Origin of the sequence: Microbacterium stercoris (assembly GCF_017592545.1) — a bacterium.
GTDB lineage: Bacteria > Actinomycetota > Actinomycetes > Actinomycetales > Microbacteriaceae > Microbacterium > Microbacterium stercoris.
Map to the genome: position 1 here is coordinate 496166 of NZ_JAGFOA010000001.1, position 22886 is coordinate 519051.

At 69.8% G+C, this 22886-nt stretch carries 13 protein-coding genes and 1 tRNA gene; 9 read left to right on the forward strand and 5 right to left on the reverse strand.

Annotated elements, in window-relative coordinates:
- Nucleotides 1–5: 5 nt before the first annotated feature.
- The gene (locus J5V96_RS02255) at nucleotides 6–3488 is read left to right on the forward strand and encodes an ATP-dependent helicase (RefSeq protein WP_208500017.1); all 3483 of its coding nucleotides are present in this window, start codon (nucleotides 6–8) and stop codon (nucleotides 3486–3488) included.
- Here the strand turns inward: J5V96_RS02255 and J5V96_RS02260 are convergent.
- On the reverse strand, nucleotides 3428–4738 hold the full coding sequence (locus J5V96_RS02260; protein WP_208500018.1) for a phosphotransferase: 1311 nt from the start codon (nucleotides 4736–4738) through the stop codon (nucleotides 3428–3430). The genes J5V96_RS02255 and J5V96_RS02260 overlap by 61 nt on opposite strands.
- 96 nt (nucleotides 4739–4834) lie before the next feature.
- Here J5V96_RS02260 and nudC point away from each other — a divergent pair, with 96 nt between their 5' ends.
- On the forward strand, nucleotides 4835–5788 hold the full coding sequence (nudC, locus tag J5V96_RS02265; RefSeq protein ID WP_208500019.1) for an NAD(+) diphosphatase: 954 nt from the start codon (nucleotides 4835–4837) through the stop codon (nucleotides 5786–5788).
- Complete coding sequence (locus J5V96_RS02270) at nucleotides 5773–7557, forward strand: ATP-dependent helicase (RefSeq protein ID WP_208500020.1); 1785 nt, start codon at nucleotides 5773–5775, stop codon at nucleotides 7555–7557. The genes nudC and J5V96_RS02270 overlap by 16 nt, the downstream gene beginning before the upstream one ends.
- 803 nt (nucleotides 7558–8360) lie before the next feature.
- On the opposite strand, the gene J5V96_RS02275 is transcribed toward J5V96_RS02270, so the two are convergent.
- The gene (locus J5V96_RS02275; protein ID WP_208500021.1) at nucleotides 8361–9794 is read right to left on the reverse strand and encodes a zinc-dependent metalloprotease; all 1434 of its coding nucleotides are present in this window, start codon (nucleotides 9792–9794) and stop codon (nucleotides 8361–8363) included.
- Between the two features lie 134 nt (nucleotides 9795–9928).
- On the opposite strand from J5V96_RS02275, the gene J5V96_RS02280 reads away from it, so the two are divergent.
- From J5V96_RS02280 to J5V96_RS02290, 3 genes are all read left to right on the forward strand, one after another.
- Nucleotides 9929–11062 (forward strand): YlbL family protein, encoded by a 1134-nt coding sequence (locus tag J5V96_RS02280; RefSeq protein ID WP_307793284.1) that lies wholly within the window; start codon nucleotides 9929–9931, stop codon nucleotides 11060–11062.
- Between the two features lie 92 nt (nucleotides 11063–11154).
- Nucleotides 11155–14055 (forward strand): UPF0182 family membrane protein, encoded by a 2901-nt coding sequence (locus J5V96_RS02285; RefSeq protein WP_208500022.1) that lies wholly within the window; start codon nucleotides 11155–11157, stop codon nucleotides 14053–14055.
- Nucleotides 14056–14218: 163 nt separating this feature from the next.
- Nucleotides 14219–14292: transfer RNA gene (locus tag J5V96_RS02290), tRNA-Met, on the forward strand.
- 107 nt (nucleotides 14293–14399) lie between these two features.
- On the opposite strand, the gene J5V96_RS02295 is transcribed toward J5V96_RS02290, so the two are convergent.
- Nucleotides 14400–14627, reverse strand: coding sequence for a DUF2283 domain-containing protein (locus J5V96_RS02295; protein ID WP_208500023.1), 228 nt, complete (start codon nucleotides 14625–14627; stop codon nucleotides 14400–14402).
- A 148-nt stretch (nucleotides 14628–14775) separates the two neighbouring features.
- Between J5V96_RS02295 and J5V96_RS02300 the strand changes: the two genes are divergently transcribed.
- Nucleotides 14776–15645, forward strand: coding sequence for a S41 family peptidase (locus J5V96_RS02300; protein WP_208500024.1), 870 nt, complete (start codon nucleotides 14776–14778; stop codon nucleotides 15643–15645).
- Nucleotides 15646–15733: 88 nt separating this feature from the next.
- Here the strand turns inward: J5V96_RS02300 and J5V96_RS02305 are convergent, their stop codons facing one another.
- Nucleotides 15734–17872, reverse strand: coding sequence for an alpha/beta hydrolase-fold protein (locus J5V96_RS02305; protein WP_208500025.1), 2139 nt, complete (start codon nucleotides 17870–17872; stop codon nucleotides 15734–15736).
- 7 nt (nucleotides 17873–17879) lie between these two features.
- Entirely contained in the window at nucleotides 17880–19214 is a 1335-nt protein-coding gene (locus J5V96_RS02310) for an alpha/beta fold hydrolase (RefSeq protein ID WP_208500026.1), read from the reverse strand.
- A gap of 200 nt (nucleotides 19215–19414) precedes the next feature.
- Here J5V96_RS02310 and J5V96_RS02315 point away from each other — a divergent pair, with 200 nt between their 5' ends.
- Nucleotides 19415–20449 carry a LacI family DNA-binding transcriptional regulator gene (locus J5V96_RS02315; RefSeq protein ID WP_307793512.1) on the forward strand — a complete coding sequence of 345 codons (1035 nt, stop codon included), beginning with the start codon at nucleotides 19415–19417 and terminating at the stop codon, nucleotides 20447–20449.
- A 215-nt stretch (nucleotides 20450–20664) separates the two neighbouring features.
- Entirely contained in the window at nucleotides 20665–22875 is a 2211-nt protein-coding gene (locus J5V96_RS02320) for an alpha/beta hydrolase-fold protein (protein ID WP_208500028.1), read from the forward strand.
- The last annotated feature ends 11 nt before the right edge of the window (nucleotides 22876–22886 follow it).

Genomic DNA, 22886 nt, shown 5'->3' on the forward strand with positions numbered 1-22886 from the left:
CAGCGATGACACTTCAGATCGACGACATCTCCACCGCGCCCGCCTGGCCGGGAGGACACGGGATCAGCGCCACCGATATCGCGGCAGCGCTCGGTCTGCCGACCCCCACTCCGGAGCAGCAGCGGGTGATCGAGGCACCGCCGAGCCCGGCGCTGGTCGTCGCCGGAGCGGGCAGCGGGAAGACCGAGACCATGGCGGGACGGGTGGTCTGGCTCGTCGCGAACGAGCACGTGCGGCGCGACGAGATCCTGGGCCTCACCTTCACCCGCAAGGCCGCGGGCGAGCTCGCCGAGCGGATCGGCGCGCGCCTCGCCCTCATCGACGAGTACGGCCGCCGAGGCCTGCTGCCGCACCTTCATGCCCTGGTGGCCGAGGGGGCGCTGGCGCGGATCGATGCGGCGGCGACGCCCGCCCAGCGCGAGACCGTGCGCCGCGAGGTGCTCGACGCGCTTGCGGCCGCGCGCGCGACGGGATGGGATCCCGCATCGCCTCGCACCGTGGACGACCTGATGATCCGGCCCCGCGTCGCCACCTACAACGCCTTCGCCGATGCGATCGTGCGCGAGCACGCCGCGCGTATCGGGCGCGACCCCGATGCCGCGATGCTCAGCCAGTCGGCGTCGTGGCTGATCGCGCGGCATGTCGTCCTGCGAGCGCAGATTCCCGGGCTGGAAGAGGTCGAGCGCGCCCTGAACGGTGTCGTCGACGCAGTGCAGAGCCTCGCCGCGGAGGTGCTGGACCATCGCATCGACCTCACCGAGCTCGAGCGCGTGGCCGTCGAGCAGGCGGCGCAGTTCGCGCCCTACCGCGAGAAGGAGGCCGTGGACAAGGCCGCGGCCAACCTTCTCGCCATGCCGATCCTCGTGCAGCTCGTGCGTGAGTACATCGCCGAGAAGCAGCGCCGCGGCGTGCTCGACTTCGCCGACCAGGTGAACGGGGCGTTCGACATCGTGGAGCACGCGCCGCAGGTGCGGGCCGACCTCCGCGAGCAGTACCGGGTCGTCCTGCTCGACGAGTATCAGGACACGTCGGTCATTCAGACGCAGTTCCTCGCCGAGCTGTTCGGCGACAGCGCGGCGATGGCCGTCGGCGACCCCCATCAGTCGATCTACGGCTGGCGCGGTGCCAGCGCCGACAACCTCTACGCGTTCGACCGCGCGTTCGCACGAGAGACCCCCGCATCACACTTCAGCCTCATGACGAGCTGGCGCAACGACGCTCGCATCCTCGCGACCGCCAACCGGGTGCTGCGGCCCCTCCAAGGGCGCGGATCGTTCCGGGTGCCCGAGCTCGAACCGCGTCCGGGGGCCGACGAGGGGAGGGTGTCGTCGCGCTTCGAGCTGACGGTCGATGACGAGGCCGCATCGGTGGCGGAGTGGTTCGAGACCGTGCGCTCCGCGCATCAGGGCAGCCGGCCGCACACCGGCGCGATCCTCTTTCGTTCGAAGAAGCACATGCAGACCTTCGCGACGGCACTCGGAGCGCGCGGCATCCCGCATCGCATCCTGGGTCTGGGCGGCTTGCTGTCCACCCCTGAGGTCACCGATGTGGTGTCGATGCTGCGCGTGCTGCACGATCCGACGGCCGGGTCGGCGCTCATCCGTCTGCTCGTGGGGCCCCGCTTCGGCGTGGGCGTGGCCGACATGGCGGCGCTCTACGACCTGGCGACCGAGCTCGCCCGCCGCGACGGCGGTCTGACGCCGCTCGCGGACGAGCTCAAGGCGCGACTGCGCAGTTCGGCCGGGGTGGACGAGGCGGTGTCGATCGTCGACGCGGTCGACTTCATCCGCACAACGCGCGATGACTACCGTCTTCTCGCAGGCATCAGCCCGGAGGGACGCCATCGCCTGCGCCGGGCCGGCGAACTGCTCGAACGCCTGCGCCGCGCGGTCGCGCAGCCGATCCCCGAGCTCATCCGCCTGATCGAGCTGGAGCTGCGCCTCGACATCGAGCTCGCCGCCAACGAGACACGGGGTCCCGCCCGGGTCGCCTCGACGCAGCTGCGCGCGTTCGTCGACGAGGTGAGGGGGTTCCTCTCGGCCGACGAGCGCGGAACGATCGGCAGCCTGCTGGCCTGGCTCGACAAAGCGGAGTCGACCGACGAGCTGATGCCCCGCACCGAGCCGCCTGAGCCGGGGGTCGTGCAGCTTCTGACGATCCACGGGTCGAAGGGCCTCGAATGGGACGCAGTCGCCGTCGTGCGCCTGGTCGACGACGAGCTGCCCAGCCGCGTGAGCGACACGTCGGGCTGGTTCGGCTTCGGCGTCGCGCCCTTCTCCCTGCGTGGCGACGCGTCAGCGCTCCCGCGGTTCGTGTGGGATCCGGCAGGGGCGATGGCCGATGCCGGACCGGATCCCGCCAAGCAGCACAAGGCGGCTCTCGATTCCCTCGCGGCAGGGAAGACGAAGGCATACCCGGATGGCGGCGCGCTCGTCCGTTTCAAAGACGCCTACCGCGACTACCAGCAGGAGGAGGAGCGACGACTCGCCTACGTCGCCATCACCCGGGCGCGCTCCGACCTTCTGCTGACCGGCGCGCACTGGGCGGGCCAGAAGTCGCCGCGAAAGCCGAGCCCGTATCTTCTCGACGCGATCGCCGAGCTCGGCCTCGACGAGATCGGGGAAGTCGACAAGGACGTGAACCCCTACGAGGGAACGGCACTCACGCGCGAATGGCCGCTCGACCCCCTCGGGCATCGCCGCGGCCGCGTGGCCGACGCAGCCGCCCTGGTGTCGCGCACGCCGCCTGCCGCGCCGACCCTGCAGGCGGCGCGCCTTCTCGCCGAGCGCGAGGAGCGCGGACGCGGGCAGGCGCTCGCGGCGCCCACGCGCATCCCTGCATCGCGGTTCAAGGACTACGTCGCCGACTTCGCCGGCACCGTCTCCCAGATCGACCGTCCGCTGCCCGAGCGCCCGTACACGCAGACCCGCATCGGCACGCTCTTCCACCAGTGGGTTGAGCAGCGATCAGGGATCTCCGGTCCCGGGAGCTCGACGGATGACGCGCTCTGGGAAAGCGACGAGGAGCTGTGGGGTGAGGCCGATCTCGCTCCGGAGACCGAGGTCTCAGCCGAAGACGAGGCGACCCTGGAGGGGCTGCGCGAGATCTTCCTGCGCAGCGAATGGGCGACGCTCCAGCCGATCGAGGTCGAGACCGAGATCGACTTCACGATGCCCGCAGCCGACGGTGCTCCCGCGCACATCGTCATCTGCAAGCTCGACGCCGTGTACGAGCGAGACGGTCGGATCGAGATCGTCGACTGGAAGACGGGCAAGGCTCCGCGCACCGCGGCTGAGAGAGAGCAGCGGCTGCTGCAGCTCGCGCTCTACCGGATCGCGTACCACCGTCGGCACGGTGTGCCCGTCGAGGACATCGATGTGGCGCTGTACTACGTGGCGGATGACCTGGTCATCCGGGACGACCGGATCTACTCCGAAGAGGAGCTGGTCCAGCGCTGGAACGCGGCGCGCGCCGCTTCGTCGGCCTGAGTCTTCTCGTCATCCGTTTCGCCGGCCGCGATCACGGGAATCGCGTCGGTGGCGGTGTGATCCGGTGCGCCGCCCTTGCCGCCCGGGGAGGCGAGTCCCACGAACTCCGACGGGTCGAGAGGCTGGGTCTCCTCTGCGGCGGCGGCCGCACGAGCCCGCTTCTCAGCGCTCCACGAGGCATCCGGAGCGAGCGACAGATCGTCGGCGTCGAACGCATCCGTGTGCATCGACGTGTCGACCGACTGCGCGGGGGCCTGCGGCACTCCGGCCAGAGCCGTCATCGCCTCGTCGATATCGGTGCGGCCGTCATCGAGGTCGCCGAGCAGATCGTCGTCTCGCACGCCCTCCGCAAGCGACTCCAGCAGTCCGGACGCGTCATCGACGACCGCCGCGTTGTGCGTCTCGAGGCCGTGGACCAGCCAGCGCGCGAACTCGAGCTCGGCGTGCAGACGAGCGCGCACGCGTACGGCGGCGTCCGGCGCGCGATGGGCGGCGTCGCCGTACGCGCGGAAGATGTCCTTCGCCGCATCCGGCGCCGACGCGACCCAGCGCAGGTCGACCGCGGGGTCGTCGATCGACAGCCCGTGCCAGTCGAGCACTCCGGAGACCTCGGGCGCCCCACGCTGTCCGTCGACGTACAGGAACGACGCAGCCTGCGTGCCGCCGAGGCATACCGACGGCTCGAAGGCCCAGAGGCGGTCGTCCTCGAGAGCCTCCCGCCAGCGCACCGTCAGCCGCACAGGCAGGCGTCCGCTGTGCGAGGCGGCCTCGACGACGCGCCGTACATCGGCACGGGTCTGCTCGGCGGTGCGCTCCCGCAGCCCCGCGGAGCGCACCACAGACGGCGGTAGTGCGTGGAGAGCCGCGAGCGCGCGCCCTACCGAGGTGGCGGCGCCCTCGCCCGGCGGAAGCTGCTCGGCATCGATCAGGTATCCGGAGACGAAGGTCGTCACCACGGCGCGTCCCCGGGGGAGGGCCGTCGCTCCGACGTACTCGGGCGCGGCGAAGGGCAGCATGGCTCGCACACCCGGAGTCAGCGCACGCAGGGCGATGACCTCTGCCGCGATCTCCTGATCGACGCTCTCCTCACCGGCCACGCGGACCACCAGCTCGCGTCCATCGCGCAGTGTCGCCACGGCGGCGTCGAAACGTCCGCCGCCGCCTGCGCTGAGCGGGCGTGCTCCTGTCACCTCGACGTCCGGGACGGCCGCCGAGACGGCCGCGGCTAGAGTGAGAGGAGAGCGTGCCATGCCCCCCAGGGTAGGTCGCAGGGCCGGGCGAAGCGCCCGCGCCACGCCCGCGAGAGCCCATGCCGCGCCTCGCAGAGAGCCACGCGAGGAGCCACGATGCGCCGCACTGAGCGAGTCGAACGAGACGAGGCCGGCCGTTCCGATGCCGCCCTGCCGGCAGCCCGCCCCGATGCGGTGGCTCCGGCGGCGGTCGACCGCTCGGCCGCCGAGCGCGACGAGCCGGGGCTGCTCGATGCCGTGCTCTCCGACCCCGGCACGCGCGTGATGGTGGTGCACGGCGCCCTCGCCGCGCACGCGGCGGGCGACGAGCCCCGCTTGCAGTCGTTCGCACCGGCCGACGTCCCCGCCGGCGCCGAATGGGGCTTTCTCGGTCGAGCGGCCGATGGTGCCGCCGTGGTGGTGGCCGCGTTCGACCCGGCCACTCCGGCACCGCTGGATGCGCACGGCTGGGCGGGCCCACGGGAGATCGGGGCGGCGCTCGATGAGCATGCGGCCGACACCCTGATGGTCGCGATCAGCCTGGGCCGCTGGCTCACCGACTTCGGCCACTGCCCGCTGTGCGGAGGACGCGCCGTGCTGCGTCAGGCCGGCTGGTCGCGCCGGTGCGAGGACTGCGGTCGCGAGCACTTTCCCCGCAACGACCCCGCCGTCATCGTGGCGATCACGGATCCGGCGCGCGAGCGCATCCTTCTCGGTGCGAACGTGAACTGGCGCGGCCGCATGCATTCGTGCTTCGCGGGGTTCGTGGAAGCGGGGGAGTCGCTCGAGACGGCGATCCATCGGGAGCTCTTCGAGGAGGCGGGGGTGCGTGTCACGGACGTGCGCTACGTGCGCTCCCAGCCGTGGCCGTTCCCGCACTCGCTCATGCTGGGCTTCGAGGCGACGGCGGTCGATCCGGACGAGGCTCGTCCCGACGGCACCGAGATCATCTCGCTCAAGTGGTTCACCCGCGACGAGATCGCGGAGGCACTGGCGGGCCGCGGCGAGTTCGGGCTGCCCGGGCGCGCGAGCATCGCGTACCGGCTGATCCGGGAATGGCACGACGAGTGAGCGCGCTCGACGGGCTCGACGAGCACCAGCGCGAGGCTGCTTCGCGCCTGCGCGGCCCGGTCGTTGTGCTCGCCGGCGCGGGTGCCGGAAAGACCCGCGTCATCACGCACCGCATCGCCCACGGGGTGGACACCGGCGCCTATTCGCCGCAGCGGGTGCTCGCCGTCACCTTCACCGCGAAGGCGGCAGGCGAACTGCGTGGCCGACTGCGCGAGCTGGGCGTCGAGGGCGTCTCGGCCAAGACCTTCCACGCGGCGGCGCTGGCGCAGCTGAACTACTTCTGGCCTCAGGTGGCGGGCGATGAAGCGCCGCGCATCGTCGACAACAAGGTGAAGCTCCTCGCCCATGCCGCGGATGGGCTGAAGCTGCGCGCCGACCGCGCGACCCTGCGCGACGTCGCCTCGCAGATCGAATGGCGCAAGGTCACGATGCGCAGCATCGAGAAGTACGGAGCGCTCGGTCGCTCGGTCGGCGCGCTGCGCACCGACAAGCTCGTCGACCTGATGACGCACTACGAGAAGCTCAAGGACGAGCGCCGCCAGCTCGACTTCGAGGACGTCCTGCTCGCCTGCGCGGGCATGCTCGAGGCCGAGCCCCGCGTCGCCGTCGCCGTGCGCGAGCAGTATCGCCACTTCACGGTCGACGAGTTCCAGGACGTCTCGCCGCTGCAGAACCGGCTGCTCGAACTGTGGCTCGGAGACCGCCGCGACCTGTGCGTGGTGGGTGACGCGAGTCAGACGATCTACTCGTTCACGGGAGCGGACTCGCGGTACCTGCTGGAGTTCGGCACGAAGTATCCGGATGCCACCGTGGTGCGCCTCGAGCGGAACTACCGCTCCGAGGCCTCCGTCCTGGAGGTCGCGAACGCGCTGATGCGCGGACGTCCGGGCGCGCTCACCCTCCAGGCCGTTCGGCCCGCATCTGAGCACGCGCGGACGCCGATCGTCACGGCGTATGCCGACGAGGCCTCGGAGGCGGCCGGGGCAGCCGCCGCGATCGCGGCCCAGCTGGAGGCCGGCGCACGCCCCGACGAGATCGCCGTGCTCTACCGATCGCACGCGCAGTCGGCCCAGATCCAGCAGGCTCTCGCCGAACGGGGGATCCCCACGACCGTGTTGGGTGGCGCGCGCTTCTTCGACATGCCCGAGGTGCGCCAGGCGGTGCTCGCGATCCGCGCGGCGGCGGTCGCGCCCAAGGGCGACGACTTCGTCGAGGACGTGCGCACCGCCCTTCGCGGCATCGGCCACCATGACGAGCCACCCGCGGCAGGCGGGGCGCTGCGCGACGCCTGGGAGGCTCGCGCCTCGATCCTGCGTCTTGCCCAGGAGGCACCCGCGGGAGCGACGCTGCGCTCGTTCGCGGATGACCTCATGGCTCGCGCGAAGGATCAGCACGAGCTGGCCATGCGCACGGTGACGCTCTCGACGCTGCACGCGGCGAAGGGCCTCGAGTGGCCTCACGTGCACCTGCTCGGCTTCTCGGAGGGTCTGCTGCCGATCTCGTATGCGCAGACCGATGAGGGCATCGACGAGGAGCGCCGCCTCGCCTACGTCGGCGTCACGCGCGCCGCGCGAACGCTGGCGATCTCGTGGGCGCGACAGTCGGCAGCGGTACGGGGGGAGCGAGAGCCGTCGCGGTTCCTCGCGGAGATCGGCCCGCATCTCGAGTCGGCGCCGCCGCCGCCCCGCACAGGCAATCGGCGTGCGGACGGTGCGAGCGCCACGAGCGGCGGGCGTCCGCTGCGGAACGCACCGACAGCGTCGCGCTGACGCCGCGTGCGGGGCGGGTTGCGCGAGGATCCCGCCCGGCGAGCCGCTGCTGCAGCAGCCGTGCCACGAGCGTGCCGGCCTCCATGGCGCGCACCCGCGGCACGGGGGCCGGAGTCCGGGAGACCAGTTGCGCAGCGATCACCGGCCACGCGTCATCTCGGTCGCGCTCGCGCTGCGCGAGGCAGGAAAGACACGCGGTGCTCCCCGGCTCGACCAGTGGCCCGACGGTCACGGACGCGGTATCGAACACCACCGGGACGTGCGGCAGGTCGTCGGACATCGCCCGTGCGGGCAGATGCGGCGGCACGTGGTGGTGGGCGATGAGGATGACTGCGTCACCTCGCCAGGGTTCGTCGGGCGCGGGCGACCGCGCGCTCACCCCGAGCGCCCCGAGTGCCTCGGAGAGGTCGGCGCACGTTGCCGCGTCCACGCCGTCGGCCGCGCGCAGCTGAACGGTCCAGGTGGGAGCCTCTGACGCGAAGGCGGGTGCGAGGCGCCCGATGAAGGCGTCGTAGTCGGCGGGTTCCACCCGGAGCGCCGTCACCATACGGCGCAGAGCGTCGGCGTCGATGCCACCGGCGAGCGCCGACAGCGCACGCTGCTGCCACAGCGGGGGATCGTGCAGGGTCGCGACGGCGTGCGCGCCGAACTGCAGCGTGCGGTCATCGCGCCACAGCGGCGGATGTGCGGGGTCGAGACGGAGACGGGCCATGGAACCCATCGTGCGAGATCCGTGGCGGCCGCGGCAGGCTCTCCACAGGACCGGCGCGCGCGGCCCCGTGCTCCGGCCCTGTGGACGAGCCTCAGACGGGCTTCGGACCCTCGGGGCCGTCGTCCTCCGGCGCTTCGCCCTGGGCGTCCGGGTCGTCGTTCAGCCCCTCGTCGTTCAGCCCCTCGGCGAGCAGACGCTCGAGCGCATCGTCCATCTCGTCGCGCTGCGGCGCCTCGCCGCGGGCGGTGGCTTCGAGCCGCGCGATCAGGCGCGAGGGATCGTCGATGTCCTCGGCCTCGGGCACGAAGTCGGGGGAGTCCCACAGGGCGTCGCGCGCCTCGACGCCGACCGCATCCGTCAACGCACGCCACATCGCCGCGGCCTCGCGCAGACGGCGCGGGCGCAGCTTCAGGCCGACGAGCGCGCTGAGCGCGTCCTCGGCCGGGCCGCCCACCGCGCGTCGGCGGCGGATCGCCTCCGCGATGCGGTCGAGCTGGGGGATGCGCGCGGTCGCGTCCGATGTGACCACGTCGACCCAGCCCTCGATGAGAGCGAGCATGTTCTCGAGACGGGCGAGGGCGAGCTCCTGCGCCTCGGTCTGCTGCGGAAGCAGCGCGCCCGACTCGAGCGCCTGGCGCAGTTCGTCGAGGTCGGACGGATCGACCCGCGACGCCATCTCCTCGAGACGCTCGGTGTCGATGTGCACACCGCGGGCATACTCGGTCACCTGCGAGAGCACGTGCAGTCGCAGCCACTTCGCGTGACGGAACAGGCGGGCGTGCGCCAGCTCGCGCGCGGCGACGTAGAGCGCCAGCTGGTCGTCGGGGATCTCCAGCCCGCGGCCGAGGTCGGCGAAGTTCTGCGGAAGGATCGCGGCCTCGCCTGCGGGCAGGAGCGGGATGCCCACGTCGCCGCCGGAGACCACCTCGAGCGCCAGCCGGCCCACGACCTGGCCGAGCTGGGTGGCGAAGAGCGAGCCGCCCAGGCCTCGCATCATCTGCCCGGCGTTCGCGACGAGGCCCTGCATCTCCTCCGGCACCTGCTGGCTGAGGGCGGACGTGAGCGCGTCGGCCACGCTGGTGGCGACGGGCTCCGCGAGCTCCTGCCAGACCGGCAGCGTCTTCTCCACCCACTCGCCGCGGGTGATCGCGCGGGGAGCCTCTGCGAGGTCGGCGATCGCGGTGGCCTCCGACAGCCAGAGGTCGGCCAGGTGGAACGCCTGATCGAGGTCGGCACGCTGACCGGCCGTCACGCTGAGCCCGTCCTGGTTCGCGATGTGCAGCGCCTGGCGCCGCGTGACATCCCAGTCGATGCCGTTCGCCGGGGCGTTCCGGAAAGCGCTCTGGAGGTTCTGCATCACCTGCGACAGGGTCGCCGGATCCATCGGAACCCCGGTGAGCCGGGCGAGCTGCTCCGGATCCATCCGCGCGAACTGCGCGGGGTCGAACTGGCTTCCCGTGGCGCCGAAGAGCTGGCGCATCAGCTCCTGGAACTCGTCCTCGGGGGAGCGATCGTCATCTGCCACGTCAGCCGCCTTTCAGCCGGTCACACGGTTGGGATCTACGCTAGTCTCACCCGTCTCGGCCCGTCCCGGCCGCACCTCGAGCGGTCTTACGCCGCCCGCGAACGACGAGTCCGCCCGGTCCAGAGGGAGATCACGTGACGCTGTTCCAGGACGCGCCGAGCGCTTCGGCGCGTCGACGCCGGTCGCGCCCCGAGGAGCGCCGGCTGCTCATCGGCATGTGGTCGATCGTCGCGGCGCTTCTGGTGCTCGTCGCACTGACGTTCCTTCCCACGGCGTACGTCATCCAGCGCCCCGGACCCGTCTACGACACCATCGGCACGGCCGAGAACGCCGACGGCGAGGAGCTGCCGCTCATCGCGATCAAGGGCGCCGAGACGTTCGACGACACCGACGGAACCCTGGATCTCACCACCGTGCAGATTGTCGGAAACCGCGAGCGGACGCCGTCCTGGTTCGAGATCGCCGCCGCATGGCTCGACCCGTCGCGCGCCGTGGTGCCGATCGACGTGGTGTTCCCTCAGGGGCAGACCACCGAGCAGCGCGAGGAGCAGAACTCCACGCTGATGGTCGATTCGCAGTCCGAGGCGACCGCTGCGGCGCTGACCGAGCTGGGGCACGACGTCGGGGCGCAGGTGGTCGTCGCAGGCGTCGCGAGCGACGACGCGCCGGCCGCCGGGATCATCGAGGAGGGCGACCGGATCCTCTCCGCCGACGGCGAGGGGATCGATGATGCGTCTCAGCTGAGAGAGATCATCCAGCAGGGTGACGGCGCACCGGTGTCGATCGACCTCGAGCGCGACGGCACGAAGCAGACCGTCGAGGTCACGCCCGTCGAGGCGCAGGCCGACGGTGAGACCGCCTGGCTCATCGGCATCACGTTGACCACCACGTTCGACTTCCCCTTCGATGTGACCATCCAGCTCGACAACGTCGGCGGCCCCAGCGCGGGCATGATGTTCGCACTCGGGATCATCGACGTGCTCACCCCGGGAGCTCTCAACGGCGGCGAGAACGTCGCGGGAACCGGCACGATCACCGCGGACGGCACCGTCGGACCGATCGGCGGCATCCGTCAGAAGCTCTACGGGGCGCGCGACGCCGGCGCCGAGTGGTTCCTCGCTCCGGCCTCCAACTGCAATGAGGTAGCCGGGCACGAGCCCTCGGGTCTGCACGTGTTCGCGGTCGAGACGCTGGATGACGCGCTGGCGGCCCTCGAAGCGATCACCAGTGGAGACACGGCGGACCTGCCGACCTGTGCCTCGTCCTGAGCACCGGATCCGGATCCGGCGGAGTGACGCCCGCCGCGAACAAGGCAGGTCTCGCGGCTGAGGCATAGGCCTCACTGGGTAGGCTCACAAGGGTGACCTCGACCTCCGCGCCCAGGGCCGCCGCGCCGTCCCCGTTCCGACGCATCGTCACGATCTCGCTCGCCGTGATCGCGGCGCTCGTCATCGCCTTCTTCGCGTTCTCGAACCTGTACGCCGAATTCCTCTGGTTCAACCAGCTCGGCTTCGAGAACGTCCTGACGACGCAGTGGCTCGCCCGCAGCGTGATGTTCCTGATCGGCTTCGTCGGCATGGCGGCGCCCGTCTGGCTGGCCATCTTCCTCGCCTACCGCCTGCGCCCCGTGTACGCGCGTCTGAGCTCCCAGCTCGACCGCTACCAGGAGGTCGTCGAGCCGCTTCGCCGCCTGGCGATGTGGGGCATCCCGGTGTTCTTCGGCTTCTTCGCCGGTTTCGCCGCGTCCGCCCAGTGGGAGACCACCGCGCTCTGGCTCAACGGCGGCGCGGCCGGCGAGGTCGACCCCGAGTTCGGTCTCGACGTCGGCTTCTACATGTTCGCGATGCCGTTCTACCAGGCGCTCGCGGGCTTCGCCTCGGCCGTTGTGCTCATCTCGCTGCTGATGACGGCTCTCGTCACCTACCTGTACGGATCCGTCCGGATCGGCGGCGGCGAGCTGCGCATCTCAAAGCCCGCGCGCATCCAGCTCGCGGTCCTGGCCGGCGTGTACCTGCTGATCCAGGCCGGCAGCCTCTGGCTCGACCGCTTCGACACCCTCGTCTCCGAGGGCGAGCGCATCACCGGACCGGCCTTCACCGAGGTCAACGCGGTGATCCCCGGTCAGACGATCCTCGCCGTGGTGGCGGTTCTGGTGGCCGTGCTCTTCTTCATCACGGCGTTCATCGGCCGCTGGCGCTACCCGCTGATCGCGACGGCGCTGCTGATGGTGACGTGGCTCGTGGTGGGCGTCGGGTACCCCTGGGCCATCCAGAACTTCCAGGTGCGCCCCAACGAGCGCACGGTCGAGATGGAGTACTTCCAGCGCAACGTCGACGGCACCCGCGCCGCCTATGGCCTCGACGGCATCGAGAAGACCGACTTCAGCGCCGAGACGGAGGCGGAGGCCGGCCAGCTGCGCAGCGACGCCGACACCACCGCCTCGCTGCGCCTGATGGACCCCGCCATCATCAGCCCGACCGTCCAGCAGCTGCAGCAGTACCGTCCGTACTACAGCTTCGGCGACCGGCTCGATGTCGACCGCTATGAGATCGACGGTCAGACCCAGGACACCGTCACGGCGATCCGCGAGCTCGATCTGAACGAGCTCGACGAGGACGCGCAGACCTGGCAGAACACCACGATGGTCTACACGCACGGCTACGGCCTCGTCGCCGCCAAGGGCAACGAGCGCACCGCCGAGGGTGAGCCGGTGTTCATCGAGGGCTCGATCCCGTCGTCGGGCTTCCTGTCCGCGCTCGAGTACGAACCGCGGGTGTACTTCGGCGAGAAGTCGCCGCCGTACTCGATCGTCGGCGGCCCGGAGGGCACCGATCCGGTCGAGCTCGACTACCCGCGCGGCACCGACGGCAGCGGCGAGACCCGCACCACGTTCGAGGGCGACGGCGGTCCGAACATCGGCTCGTTCTTCAACAAGCTGCTCTACGCGATGAAGTTCCAGTCGGAGCAGATCCTCTTCTCCGACAACGTGAACGAGGAGTCGCAGATCCTCTACGACCGCGACCCGAAGACGCGCGTTCAGAAGGTCGCGCCGTACCTGACGATCGACAGCGACCCGTACCCGAGCGTCGTGAACGGACGCATCGTGTGGATCGTCGACGCCTACACGACCAGCTCCAGCTACCCGTACTCGTCGGGCGTGAGCCTGTCGGAGGCGATCAGCGACGCCACCACGAACCTGCCGAGCCTGCGCATCGACAACATCAACTACATCCGCAACTCGGTCAAGGCCACCGTCGACGCGTACGACGGCAAGGTCACGCTGTACGCGTGGGATGAAGAGGATCCGGTGCTGGAGACCTGGCAGAAGGTCTACCCGTCGACGGTCGAGCCGATCAGCAAGATGTCGGGCGAGCTGATGAGCCACGTGCGCTACCCGACCGATCTGTTCAAGGTGCAGCGCGCCATGCTCGGCGTGTACCACGTCGACACCGCGGGCCAGTTCTACCAGCGCGACAACGCCTGGACCACGCCGAACGACCCGTCCGACGACGCCGTGCTGCAGCCGCCGTACTACCTGTCGATGCGTATGCCGGGCCAGGAGGATCCCACCTTCTCGATGTTCACGACGTTCATCCCGGAGGGTGGAAAGCGCGACGTCCTCACGGGCTACCTCTCGGTCGACTCCGACGCGGGCAACGAGGAGGGCAAGAAGCGGGCCGACTATGGCAAGCTGCGGATGCTCGAGATCTCGGCGGACACGACCGTGCCCGGCCCCGGTCAGGTGCAGAACGCGTTCGACTCGGATGCCGAGATCGCCTCGCAGATGACCCTGCTCAAGGGTGGCAACTCGGACGTGCTGCTCGGCAACCTGCTGACGCTGCCCGTCGGCGGTGGCCTCCTGTATGTGCAGCCGGTGTTCGTGAAGTCGACCGGAGGCACTCAGTACCCGCTGCTGCGCAAGGTGCTTGTGGCCTTCGGCGACCAGCTCGCCTTCGAGGACACGCTCGCCGACGCCCTCGACACCCTGTTCGGCGGCGACTCCGGCGCTCCCACGGGAGACGAGGATGTCACGCCGACGGATCCGGAGGAGCCCACGGATCCCGAGCAGCCGGCTGACCCGGACGAGGGCACCGTGACACCGCCCGCCGAGAGCGATGACATCGCGTCGGCCAAGGCGGCCGTGCAGGACGCCCTGGAGGCGAAGGCCGCGGCCCTGGCGGCCGACGACCAGGTCGCCTACGCCCAGGCCGATAAGGATCTCACAGCGGCGGTCGAGCGACTGCTCGAGCTCACCGAGTGATCCGCTGACGCGGTGAACGCCGAAGGCCCGGTCCGATCCACTCGGACCGGGCCTTTGGCATGTGCGGGGGATCAGGTGAACGGGAGGTGACACGCCCGGGAATCGCCGAAACGGGCCTCGATTGGCCAGGACCGGATCCGTCGGGTAATGTTTTCTCTTGTGCCGCGGGGTGGAGCAGCTCGGTAGCTCGCTGGGCTCATAACCCAGAGGTCGCAGGTTCAAATCCTGTCCCCGCAACAAGAAGAAGGCCCGGATCCGTGAGAAATCAAGGATCCGGGCCTTCTGCCTTTGCGTTGCGAAGGGCCTCCGCTCTAGCCAACCCTCATGCGTGGGGTTCGAGGCACTCAGACGCCCGGCAACGGAGCGCCCTCGAGCACCTCGGGTCGAAACGCGGCCGTCGCACCGAGCACCTCAATGCCCAGCAGCCGGCCTTCCGCATCCACGTCGAGGATGATCTCCCCGCCGGTCGGCGTCGCAATGCCCGAGACCTGGCGCACGGCCTCGCCCTTGCCAGGGCCGGTGCCGATCACGATGTAGGCCGCGTCTGCTTCGGGATCGAACGTGATGCTCATCTTCGCGATGCTATCGCTGGCGGCCGACATCGGCGGCTGGGGCAGGATTGGGGAGTGGGACGGATCGTGAGGCTGCGAGCTTTGGCCGCCGTTATCGCGGCGGCGAGCCTGGCCGCGATGTCCGGGTGTTCCGCACCGCGTTCGCCGTATGGAGTACGGCGCTCTCGCCATTGCCGAACTGGACAAGGGCATACACGCGCAGGGGCCCCAGTGGGAGTCTCAGCGCGCTGCGGCCCTCGACCGGTTTGAGGCCGCGGAGTCTTATGAAGAGCTATACGGGCTGATGTCACAGCTTGCGTCCGGGGCCGGGGGAGAGCATTCGTCGTTCGTGCCGGCTCCCATCGCTGACACCAGCCGCGCCCAGTACGCGCCGGGCGCACGTTTCGCGAAGCCCACGGTCACGTCCAGTCAAGGCGTGACGACGATCGCTCTTCCCGCATTCCTGGGGACGGAGCAAGCGTCCATCGAGGAATATGCCGAGCCGACGATCGAAAGCATCCGAGCGGCGGTTCCGAACACCTCCTGTGGATGGATCCTGGATCTGCGCGCCAACAGAGGGGGCAACGCCTATGCGATGCTCGCCGCGGTGGGGCCCCTTCTCGACGATGGGGACATCGTGGGGATCAGGACCAAGGCCGGTGCGGAGACGTGGTTGCGCAGTGATGATGGAGCTGTCGACAATCCGCTGTACGAGACGATCGAGGCCGGGTTCACGGTCGATGGTCCGGTTGCCGTCCTCACCAGCTCCAGCACGCTGAGCGCAGGTGAGTTCGTCGCGACAGCGTTCCAGGGACAGGCGGACACCACTCGCGTAGGAAAGCCGACAGGTGGCTTCACGACGTCGAACGAGACACTCACGCTCCCGGATGGATCGCTCCTCATCGTGACCACCGGGTGGTACCTCGATCGGACGGGGCGGTTGTACGACGAAGCGCTGATCCCGGACATCGTCGCTCCGTACACGAGCGCGCCCGAGGAAGCGGATGCGTGGCTGCGCGCCACGTGTCGGGATCAGTGACAGGGCCTTCCGCGATGCCGTTCGTGCCGGCCTCGACGTTCCGGGTGCGGTGAGCTGACCCACCGCACCCGGGAACGCCGGCATCAGCTCACGGGAGCTGCACGGTCAGGACGTGCGCGCCCGCTTCCACGCGTTCGATCCGCTCCGTGTCGCCCCGGCGGAGACGGAGTTCGGACTCGCCATCGGTCGTGACGCGCACGGTGACCGCGCCCGTGAGCCCGGCCTCGTCGAGGTCCACGGTGGCGGTGCCGACGTTGACGAGCGCGAGATCGAGCTCCTGGGCCGGCTCCCTCGTGCCGACCGGCTGCCGGACGAGCTGACGCACCTCGGTCTCGTAGTCGCCGTACGTCCGGGTCTCCGAGGTGACGACCGGCTCGTCGAGCACGGTGTCCAGTGCGCCGGAACGCGCCTCGATCCGGCTCCACCGGTCGTCCGCGTCACGCGGCGTGAGTTCGCTCACCCAGTAGGCGTTGTCCATCGTCAGTCCGAGAGAATCGCGCTGCTCGGCCGGATCCCACCGGTATGCGATGCGCGACGGGGTGCGCTCGATCTCTGCGCCGTCGATGTGCTCGGCGAACTCGCGCCATCCCAGCCACTGGAAGTGGCCGTGCGTCGCGCCCTCGTAGTAATGCACGCGGTGGGGCACCGCCGCCGCCTCGAATGCCGCGCCCCAGGACCGCGTGTTTCCCTCCGCGATGTCCTCGGTGCCCGCATCCATGTACACCGCCATGTTGGCGAGGTTCTCGACCCGGAGCGGATCCTGGGCGTCGTCCCGCGCACCGCCGGCTGTCCGGTAGCCCGCCCCGGAGACGATCCCCACACCGGCGAACGCCGCCGGGTAGTTGGTGGCGAATCGCGTCGCTCCGACGCCGCCCATCGAGTGGCCCGCGACGACGGTTTGCGTCCCGTCGAGCGCGTAGGTCTGTGCCGCGCGGTTCCACACCTCCCAGACATCGAGTTCGGCTTCGTTGATGTACCACGTGCCATCGCCTCGCCCGAGCGGTGAGACGCAGACCGAGCCGCGGTCCTCGCACACCGGTCCGAACAGCTCGTCCTCCTGCGCGCCACGGAAGCCGTTATGGTTGCCGCCGCCCCCATGAAGCAGGATCGACACGGGAGCGGGATGCGACGGATCGTAGGTCGACGGAACATAGACGAGGTAGGGCTGCACCCGCCCGTATACGCGCGGATCCGCCGTGGGAGGCTGGCCGAGCGGCTGCCGGACCTCGGGATGAACCCCCGGCCCCAGATCCACCGATGACACAAACCATCTCGTAGAGAACCCCGTTCTGAGCGGCTCGTCCTCGACCTCGCCCCGGGCGATGCGGCGCCAGTCGAGCGGGAGCGCGAAGGGCGTCAGGTCGCCGTCTGCGAGCGCCCGGCTCTGAGCGCCGTTGTTCCAGCTCGTCGCCATGGCGGTTCCCGGAAGCCGCTCGCCCTCCTGCATGTCTGTGCGGAAAGCCGCGTTGTACACACGCATGTCGGATCGCTGCGGTGCGGCGGCGAATCCGAAGCCGCTCTCGTCCGCGACTCCGGTGGCCAGGCGAACGTTCCAGACGCCGTTGATGCGAAGGAGCGATCGCGGGATCTCGGCGACGAAGGACTTCGCCTCCTCGTCGACGGTCAGAGTGGCCCCGAGTCTCGTGAGATCACGCTGCTGGCCCGCGGCCGTCTCCAGCCGTACGCCTCGGGACGACACGATCAGGAAGGCCTCGGAGCCGGGCGAGGTCACACCGGCGTCGCCCGGCCACCTCGACGTGCCCGTCTCCGGATCGGCATCGGTGTCGAGCGCCCACACCGCGATCGGAAGATCGGCGTCGGCGAGCGTGGTGAAGTCCACGCGCCAGGAGGACGACCGGCCCTTCGCTCCCACGCCGGCGCGGAACACATCCGAGCCGTTCGCATGGGCCGCCTCGTCGGCGTAGGTGAGCGACCCGTCGCCCGTGTCGTCGAAGAGCCAGTCGGTCCACAGCAGCGCGCCGTCGTCGTATCGGGCTGTGCCGGATGTGCGGGAGAACGCCTCGGAGAACGTCCAGCCGTCGGCACCAGGCAGCGCCGGCTCGTCGAGGAATGCCGCCGGTGGGGCCGCGGCGGGGATCTCGACGGGCGCTTCGGTCGATGCCGAGGCGGGTCCGGCGGTGATCGCCGTGGCGGCTGCCGTGCATGCGACGGCAGTGATCGCGAGAAGCCGGCGCGTGGTGCTGGTCGTGGCCGTTCGGTGACCCATGGTCGCCTCAGCCCCGGTTGAAGCGGTCGGGGGTGAAGCGGATGAAGCGCGCCTCGCCGAGGTCGAGCGCGGCCGCAGCCCGGTTCAGCTGATGAGCCGACGTGCCTCCGCCCCAGTGGCCCGTGTCGAGGCGCTCGAGAAGGAGCTCGGCGGCGGCGACGGTCTCCGCGGCCGTGAAGTTGCAATGTCCGGCGGAGGCGACGTAGGTCTGGCGCAGCAGCGAGGCATTGCCCGCCTTCTTCACGCGCTGCTCGTACGCGCTCTGCTGGGCGACCGTCGAGATCTGGTCGCCGACGTTGTTGAGCGTGAGCGTCGGCACCGAGATCTCGCCCGTGAACTCGTATGTCGCCGCGAAGCGCTCGACGGCGTCGGGATCGGCCTGGTAGCGCTCCGCGGCGTTGACCGTCGCCAGGTCGGCCTCGAGGCTGAGCCCGGCGCGCTCATACAGGTCGGCGACGACGCGGCGCGCCTCGGGGGAGGCCTTGCGCAGCTGCTCGGCGTAGTCGATCCCGGTGTTCCACGAGGGGAGACCGCCGAACAGCAGCGTGCTGGTGCGTCGGCTGCTCATTGCCTGCCCGATGTAGGGGAGCGGATCGCCGGCGAGGGCGCCGAACCAGGCCTGCTCATACGTGTCGGCGTCCCGCGGGGAGGGATCGGCGATCGTCTGCGACCACGCGGGCAGCTGGCCGATCGCGGCGGCGAGAGCGATGCGCGCCCGTCCTTCGGGGGTGGCCTGCGCGGCGGTGAGGTGACCGATCCACGCCTGCTGCGCCCCGGAAACGTCCGCGGGGATGTCCACAACGGGCAGCGAGCCCTCCGGATCCAGCAGCTCGGACAGTACGAACACCGTGTCGAGCTTCTGATTCCACTGCGAGACGGTGCCGGAGAGACCACCGCATGCGGCGAGCACCCCGTCGATGCGATCGGGGTGCAGTTCACCCGTCGCCGCGGCGACGAAGCCACCCATCGAGCTGCCCATCGTGATCGCCTGCTCGGGCTCGCCCATCTCGGCAGTGAACACGTCGAGGGCCTCGAGCTGGTTCGCGATCGCCCCGCCGATGTTCCATCCCGTGACGTTCCGGGTGGTGCCGCCATACGCGGCGCCCCGGTCGATGAGCGCCTGTTCGGCGTCGCCGATCGGCCCGGCCGCGAAGTCCATGTCGACGAACACGGTGCCGTTCCAGTCGTCCGGGATGACGAAGCGATACGGCGTGCTGTCTGTGAGTGCACCTTCGAGCACCCGCTCGCCCTCGGCTGCCACGGCGGGCGACGCCGAGAAGGCGAGCCCGGTGGCGACCGCAGAGGCGATCGCGGCGTTCCTGATCCGATGCGTAGTCGGCATTGTCTCTCCCTGTGTCAACGACGTTGTTGTGGGACCCGGCCATCCGTGACCGGCCGATCCGACCTTGGCATCATGTCCCAGGAATATCAACCACGTTGATAACATGCCGGCGCGTTGGGGTGCTGCTCCGTCACTGCGCGAGGAGTCGGTAGCGTGGGGAGAACGGCCGACGAGCGAAGGGATCGACTGTGGCGCGCAAGGTGAGTGGGTCGGCGACGATCCGCGATGTCGCTCAGCTTGCTGGCGTGTCGATCAAGACGGTCTCGAACGTGCTCAACGGCTACCGGTATCTGCGCCCGGAGACCAAGGAGCGTGTCGAAGACGCGATCCGCGCGCTGGACTATCACGTCAACGTCTCGGCGCGGAACCTCGGGCGGGGGAGGACCGGGGCTATCGCCCTTGTCGTGCCGGCTCTGCGCAGCGTGTACTTCGCGGAACTGGCGGACGCCGTGATGCAGGAGGCCTCGGCGCGAGGCCTGACGGTCTTCATCGAGCAGACGAACAACGAGCGGGAGCGCGAACTGCGCGTGCTCGACGGCAGCTACCGGTCCCGGTTTGACGGTGTCATCTTCTCGCCGTTGGCTCTGGGACAGGACGACGTCGGTCTGTTCGATGTGAACTTCCCGCTCGTTGTGCTGGGCGAGCGAGTGTTCGACGTCGGAGCGGATCATGTGACGATGAGCAACGTCGCCGGCGCGCGGGCCGCCACGGATCACGTGCTGGATGCGGGCGCGAAGACGGTGGTGCCGTTGGGTCTGAAGGACGACGCATCATCGAGCAGCGGCACTCTCCGCTTCGAAGGACTCCGTCAGGCTCTGGCGGCGCGGGGTCTCGAGGTCGACCCTCGCTCGGTCATCGGGGTGCCCGACTACTTCCACGCCACCGGGGCCGCCACGATGGCGCAGATACTCGACCGCGGGGTGCGTCTGGATGCCGTGGTCGCCTTCACCGACACGTTGGCGCTGGGGGCGATGTCGGTGCTGCAGGATCGAGGGCTCCGGGTCCCGGAGGACGTGCTCGTCATCGGGTTCGACAACATCGAGGAGTCCGGGTACTCCCGCCCCACACTGAGCACCATCGACCCCGGCACCCGTCTGATCGCCCGTCACGCCGTCGCGGCGCTGGAGGAGCGCATCGGCGCCAACGTGGATGGCATCGCGCGCGAGGAGCAGCGCGCTCCCCGTCAGGTCGTCATCGACTTCGAACTGATCCAGCGACAGTCCACCACCCGCTGATCAGGGCCTGCCAGGTGTCGCGCGCCACCGTGGTTGACGGTAGTACACCGGTGTAGTAAACCGGTGTACTGGGAAGCGCAAGGTCAGCTTTCGCTCCTGCTGGGACGGAGTGGTTCCTCCCGGGGCGGACGCGGCAGCGGTCCGATCGATGCGGATCGGGCTGGTCTTCGTCGCGTTCGAAGACGTCATCACTGCAACGAATGGAAGGCTGTTCAATGGCGAACTATCCATCGGCGACCCGGCACCGCGTCACGCGCGGCGTCGGCGCCGCCCTGGCGCTCACGCTGAGCGCCGCGGGCTTGGCTGCAGTGGCGGTTCCCGCCGCTGCGGCAACGGGTTCTGCGGACTCGGATCCGTGGGAGTCGCAGCGCGGGATCTACCACTACTTCACCGTCCCCAAGACGTCGGTGCCTTCGGGCGCCTGCGGCAACTCGACGGGTGCGGGCGCCGAGCTGGCGGGCAACATCGGGCCGTCGGGCACCTGGGCGGCCGTCGGGCTGGACGCGAACGGCTCCAACTGCGTCGCGAACATCGGTCCCATGGAGCCCGGCCTGTACTACTACGAGTACGTGGCGACCAAGGCCGACCGCTCCAAGGTGACCTTCCGGCACCCCGACGCGACCACGCAGATCGCCTCTCACCCCGACTGGAACACGCTCTTCGTGCCCGGACCCGAGGTCGAGTGGATGGATGACGTGGAGACCGGCGGTGGCACGGTGTCAGCGCTGGAGTACGGCGGTGACGAGCCGGCCATGGTGTGGACGCCCCCGGGCTACACCACCAAGACCGCCAAGGCGCATCCGGTGCTCTACCTCCTCGGCGACGAGGGGCAGTCGGTGAGCGAGTGGCTGGAGCTCGGCCGTGCCGCGCAGATCCTCGACAACCTCTCCCTCGAGGGCGACCTTGCGTCGATGGTCGTGGTCATGGCGGATCTGGAGGGCGACGGTTCTCGCGCGGAGCTGATGGACGACCTCATTCCGGCCGTCAAGCAGGGCTACAACGTCTCTCGCAAGGTGAAGGAGACGGGTATCGCCGGAATCGGCGAGGGCGCGGCGCAGGCGATCTCCCTCGCTCTGGACGAGCCGGGCGTCTTCGGCTCGGTCGGCTCCCTCTCGGGTGCGCTTCCCGCGGGCACCGAGGTGACCGCCGCCGAGGCCCGCAAGGTCAACGCCAAGACCGACCTGATGCGCTTCTACGTGGGCAACACCCTCGACCCGGCGTACAACACGACCTACGAGGCGATGCAGACACTCGCCCAGGCCGGTGTCCGGATCGAGTTCGATGGCGTTCACCCCGAGACGGGCGGCGTCTGGGACACGTGGCGGGAGAACCTCCGTGACTTCGCCAGCCGCGCCTTCCAGCCCCACGTCGAGGATCGCGGGATGAGCGAGGGGCACCGAGAGCTCACGCAGCCCTACACGGCGCCGTCCGTCGGCAGCATCACCACCCCGCACATCGATGACAACGGGATGGTCACCTTCGAGACCGGCACCCAGTGGGCCAACGCGAAGGACGTCGTTCTGTGGGGCAACTGGGCCCCGAACGGCCAGTGGTTCCGTATCCCGCTCGCCAAGCAGGGTGACCGCTGGCGCGCCACCATCGGTCCGATCGACGGGTACTACTACTGGCGCTACGAGGTCGACGGAGTCGCCTTCCACGATCCGGCCGACACCAAGAACACGGAGAACATCGAGAGCCAGCTGTTCGTCCCCGGCGGCGTGCGCACGCCGCTGCTCGCCGACCTCCCTGCGGAGAAGACCGGCGACCTCGCCACGCTCAGCTACTCCGGCGCATTCGGGGCCTCGAAGCTGAAGGTGTGGACGCCGGCCGACTACGACGAGAACCGGGCGGAGCCGTATCCGGTGCTGTACCTCTATCACGGCTTCGGACAGAACTACGCGTCGTGGACCGAGGTCGGTCGCGCAGCCCAGGTGCTCGACAACCTCTACGAGCGCGGCGAGCTCGAGCCGATGGTCGTTGTGATGCCCGGTTATCCAGGCGCACCGTCCGACATGTGGAACGACCTCTCCGGCAGCGTTATGCCGCTCGTGGACGGGCAGTACAACGTCTCCGACGAGCCGGCCGAACGTGCGCTCGCGGGTCTGTCGTGGGGTGGCTACCTCACGCACAACACGATGGTGAACCATCCCGGAGAGTTCGCCTACTTCGGTATGTTCTCCCCGCCCTTCGCCCGCGCGGCGGTGAATCCGTCGACGCCGGCCGGTCAGACGGCGATCGCCTCGACCGAGCTCGTCGATCTGTTCGCCGGCGACGTCGACACCGGTGCGGTGAACGCCATCAACAGCATGGAGTCGAACCTCACCACCGCCGGGATCCCCGTCGTCAAGACGGTCATCCCGGGACCGCACGGCTTCGACGTGTGGTGGCAGGGGCTGAGCGACTTCCTCCCTCGCATCTTCAAGTGAGGCAGGCGATC

Bases quoted from the DNA above. Each gene is read 5' to 3' on its own strand.
- J5V96_RS02260 (WP_208500018.1), bottom strand. From the start codon at position 4,738: ATGGCACGCTCTCCTCTCACTCTAGCCGCGGCCGTCTCGGCGGCCGTC.
- J5V96_RS02295 (WP_208500023.1), bottom strand. From the start codon at position 14,627: ATGAGCATCACGTTCGATCCCGAAGCAGACGCGGCCTACATCGTGATC.
- J5V96_RS02255 (WP_208500017.1), top strand. From the start codon at position 6: ATGACACTTCAGATCGACGACATCTCCACCGCGCCCGCCTGGCCGGGA.
- J5V96_RS02305 (WP_208500025.1), bottom strand. From the start codon at position 17,872: ATGGGTCACCGAACGGCCACGACCAGCACCACGCGCCGGCTTCTCGCG.
- J5V96_RS02320 (WP_208500028.1), top strand. From the start codon at position 20,665: ATGGCGAACTATCCATCGGCGACCCGGCACCGCGTCACGCGCGGCGTC.
- J5V96_RS02270 (WP_208500020.1), top strand. From the start codon at position 5,773: ATGGCACGACGAGTGAGCGCGCTCGACGGGCTCGACGAGCACCAGCGC.
- nudC (WP_208500019.1), top strand. From the start codon at position 4,835: ATGCGCCGCACTGAGCGAGTCGAACGAGACGAGGCCGGCCGTTCCGAT.
- J5V96_RS02310 (WP_208500026.1), bottom strand. From the start codon at position 19,214: ATGCCGACTACGCATCGGATCAGGAACGCCGCGATCGCCTCTGCGGTC.
- J5V96_RS02300 (WP_208500024.1), top strand. From the start codon at position 14,776: ATGGAGTACGGCGCTCTCGCCATTGCCGAACTGGACAAGGGCATACAC.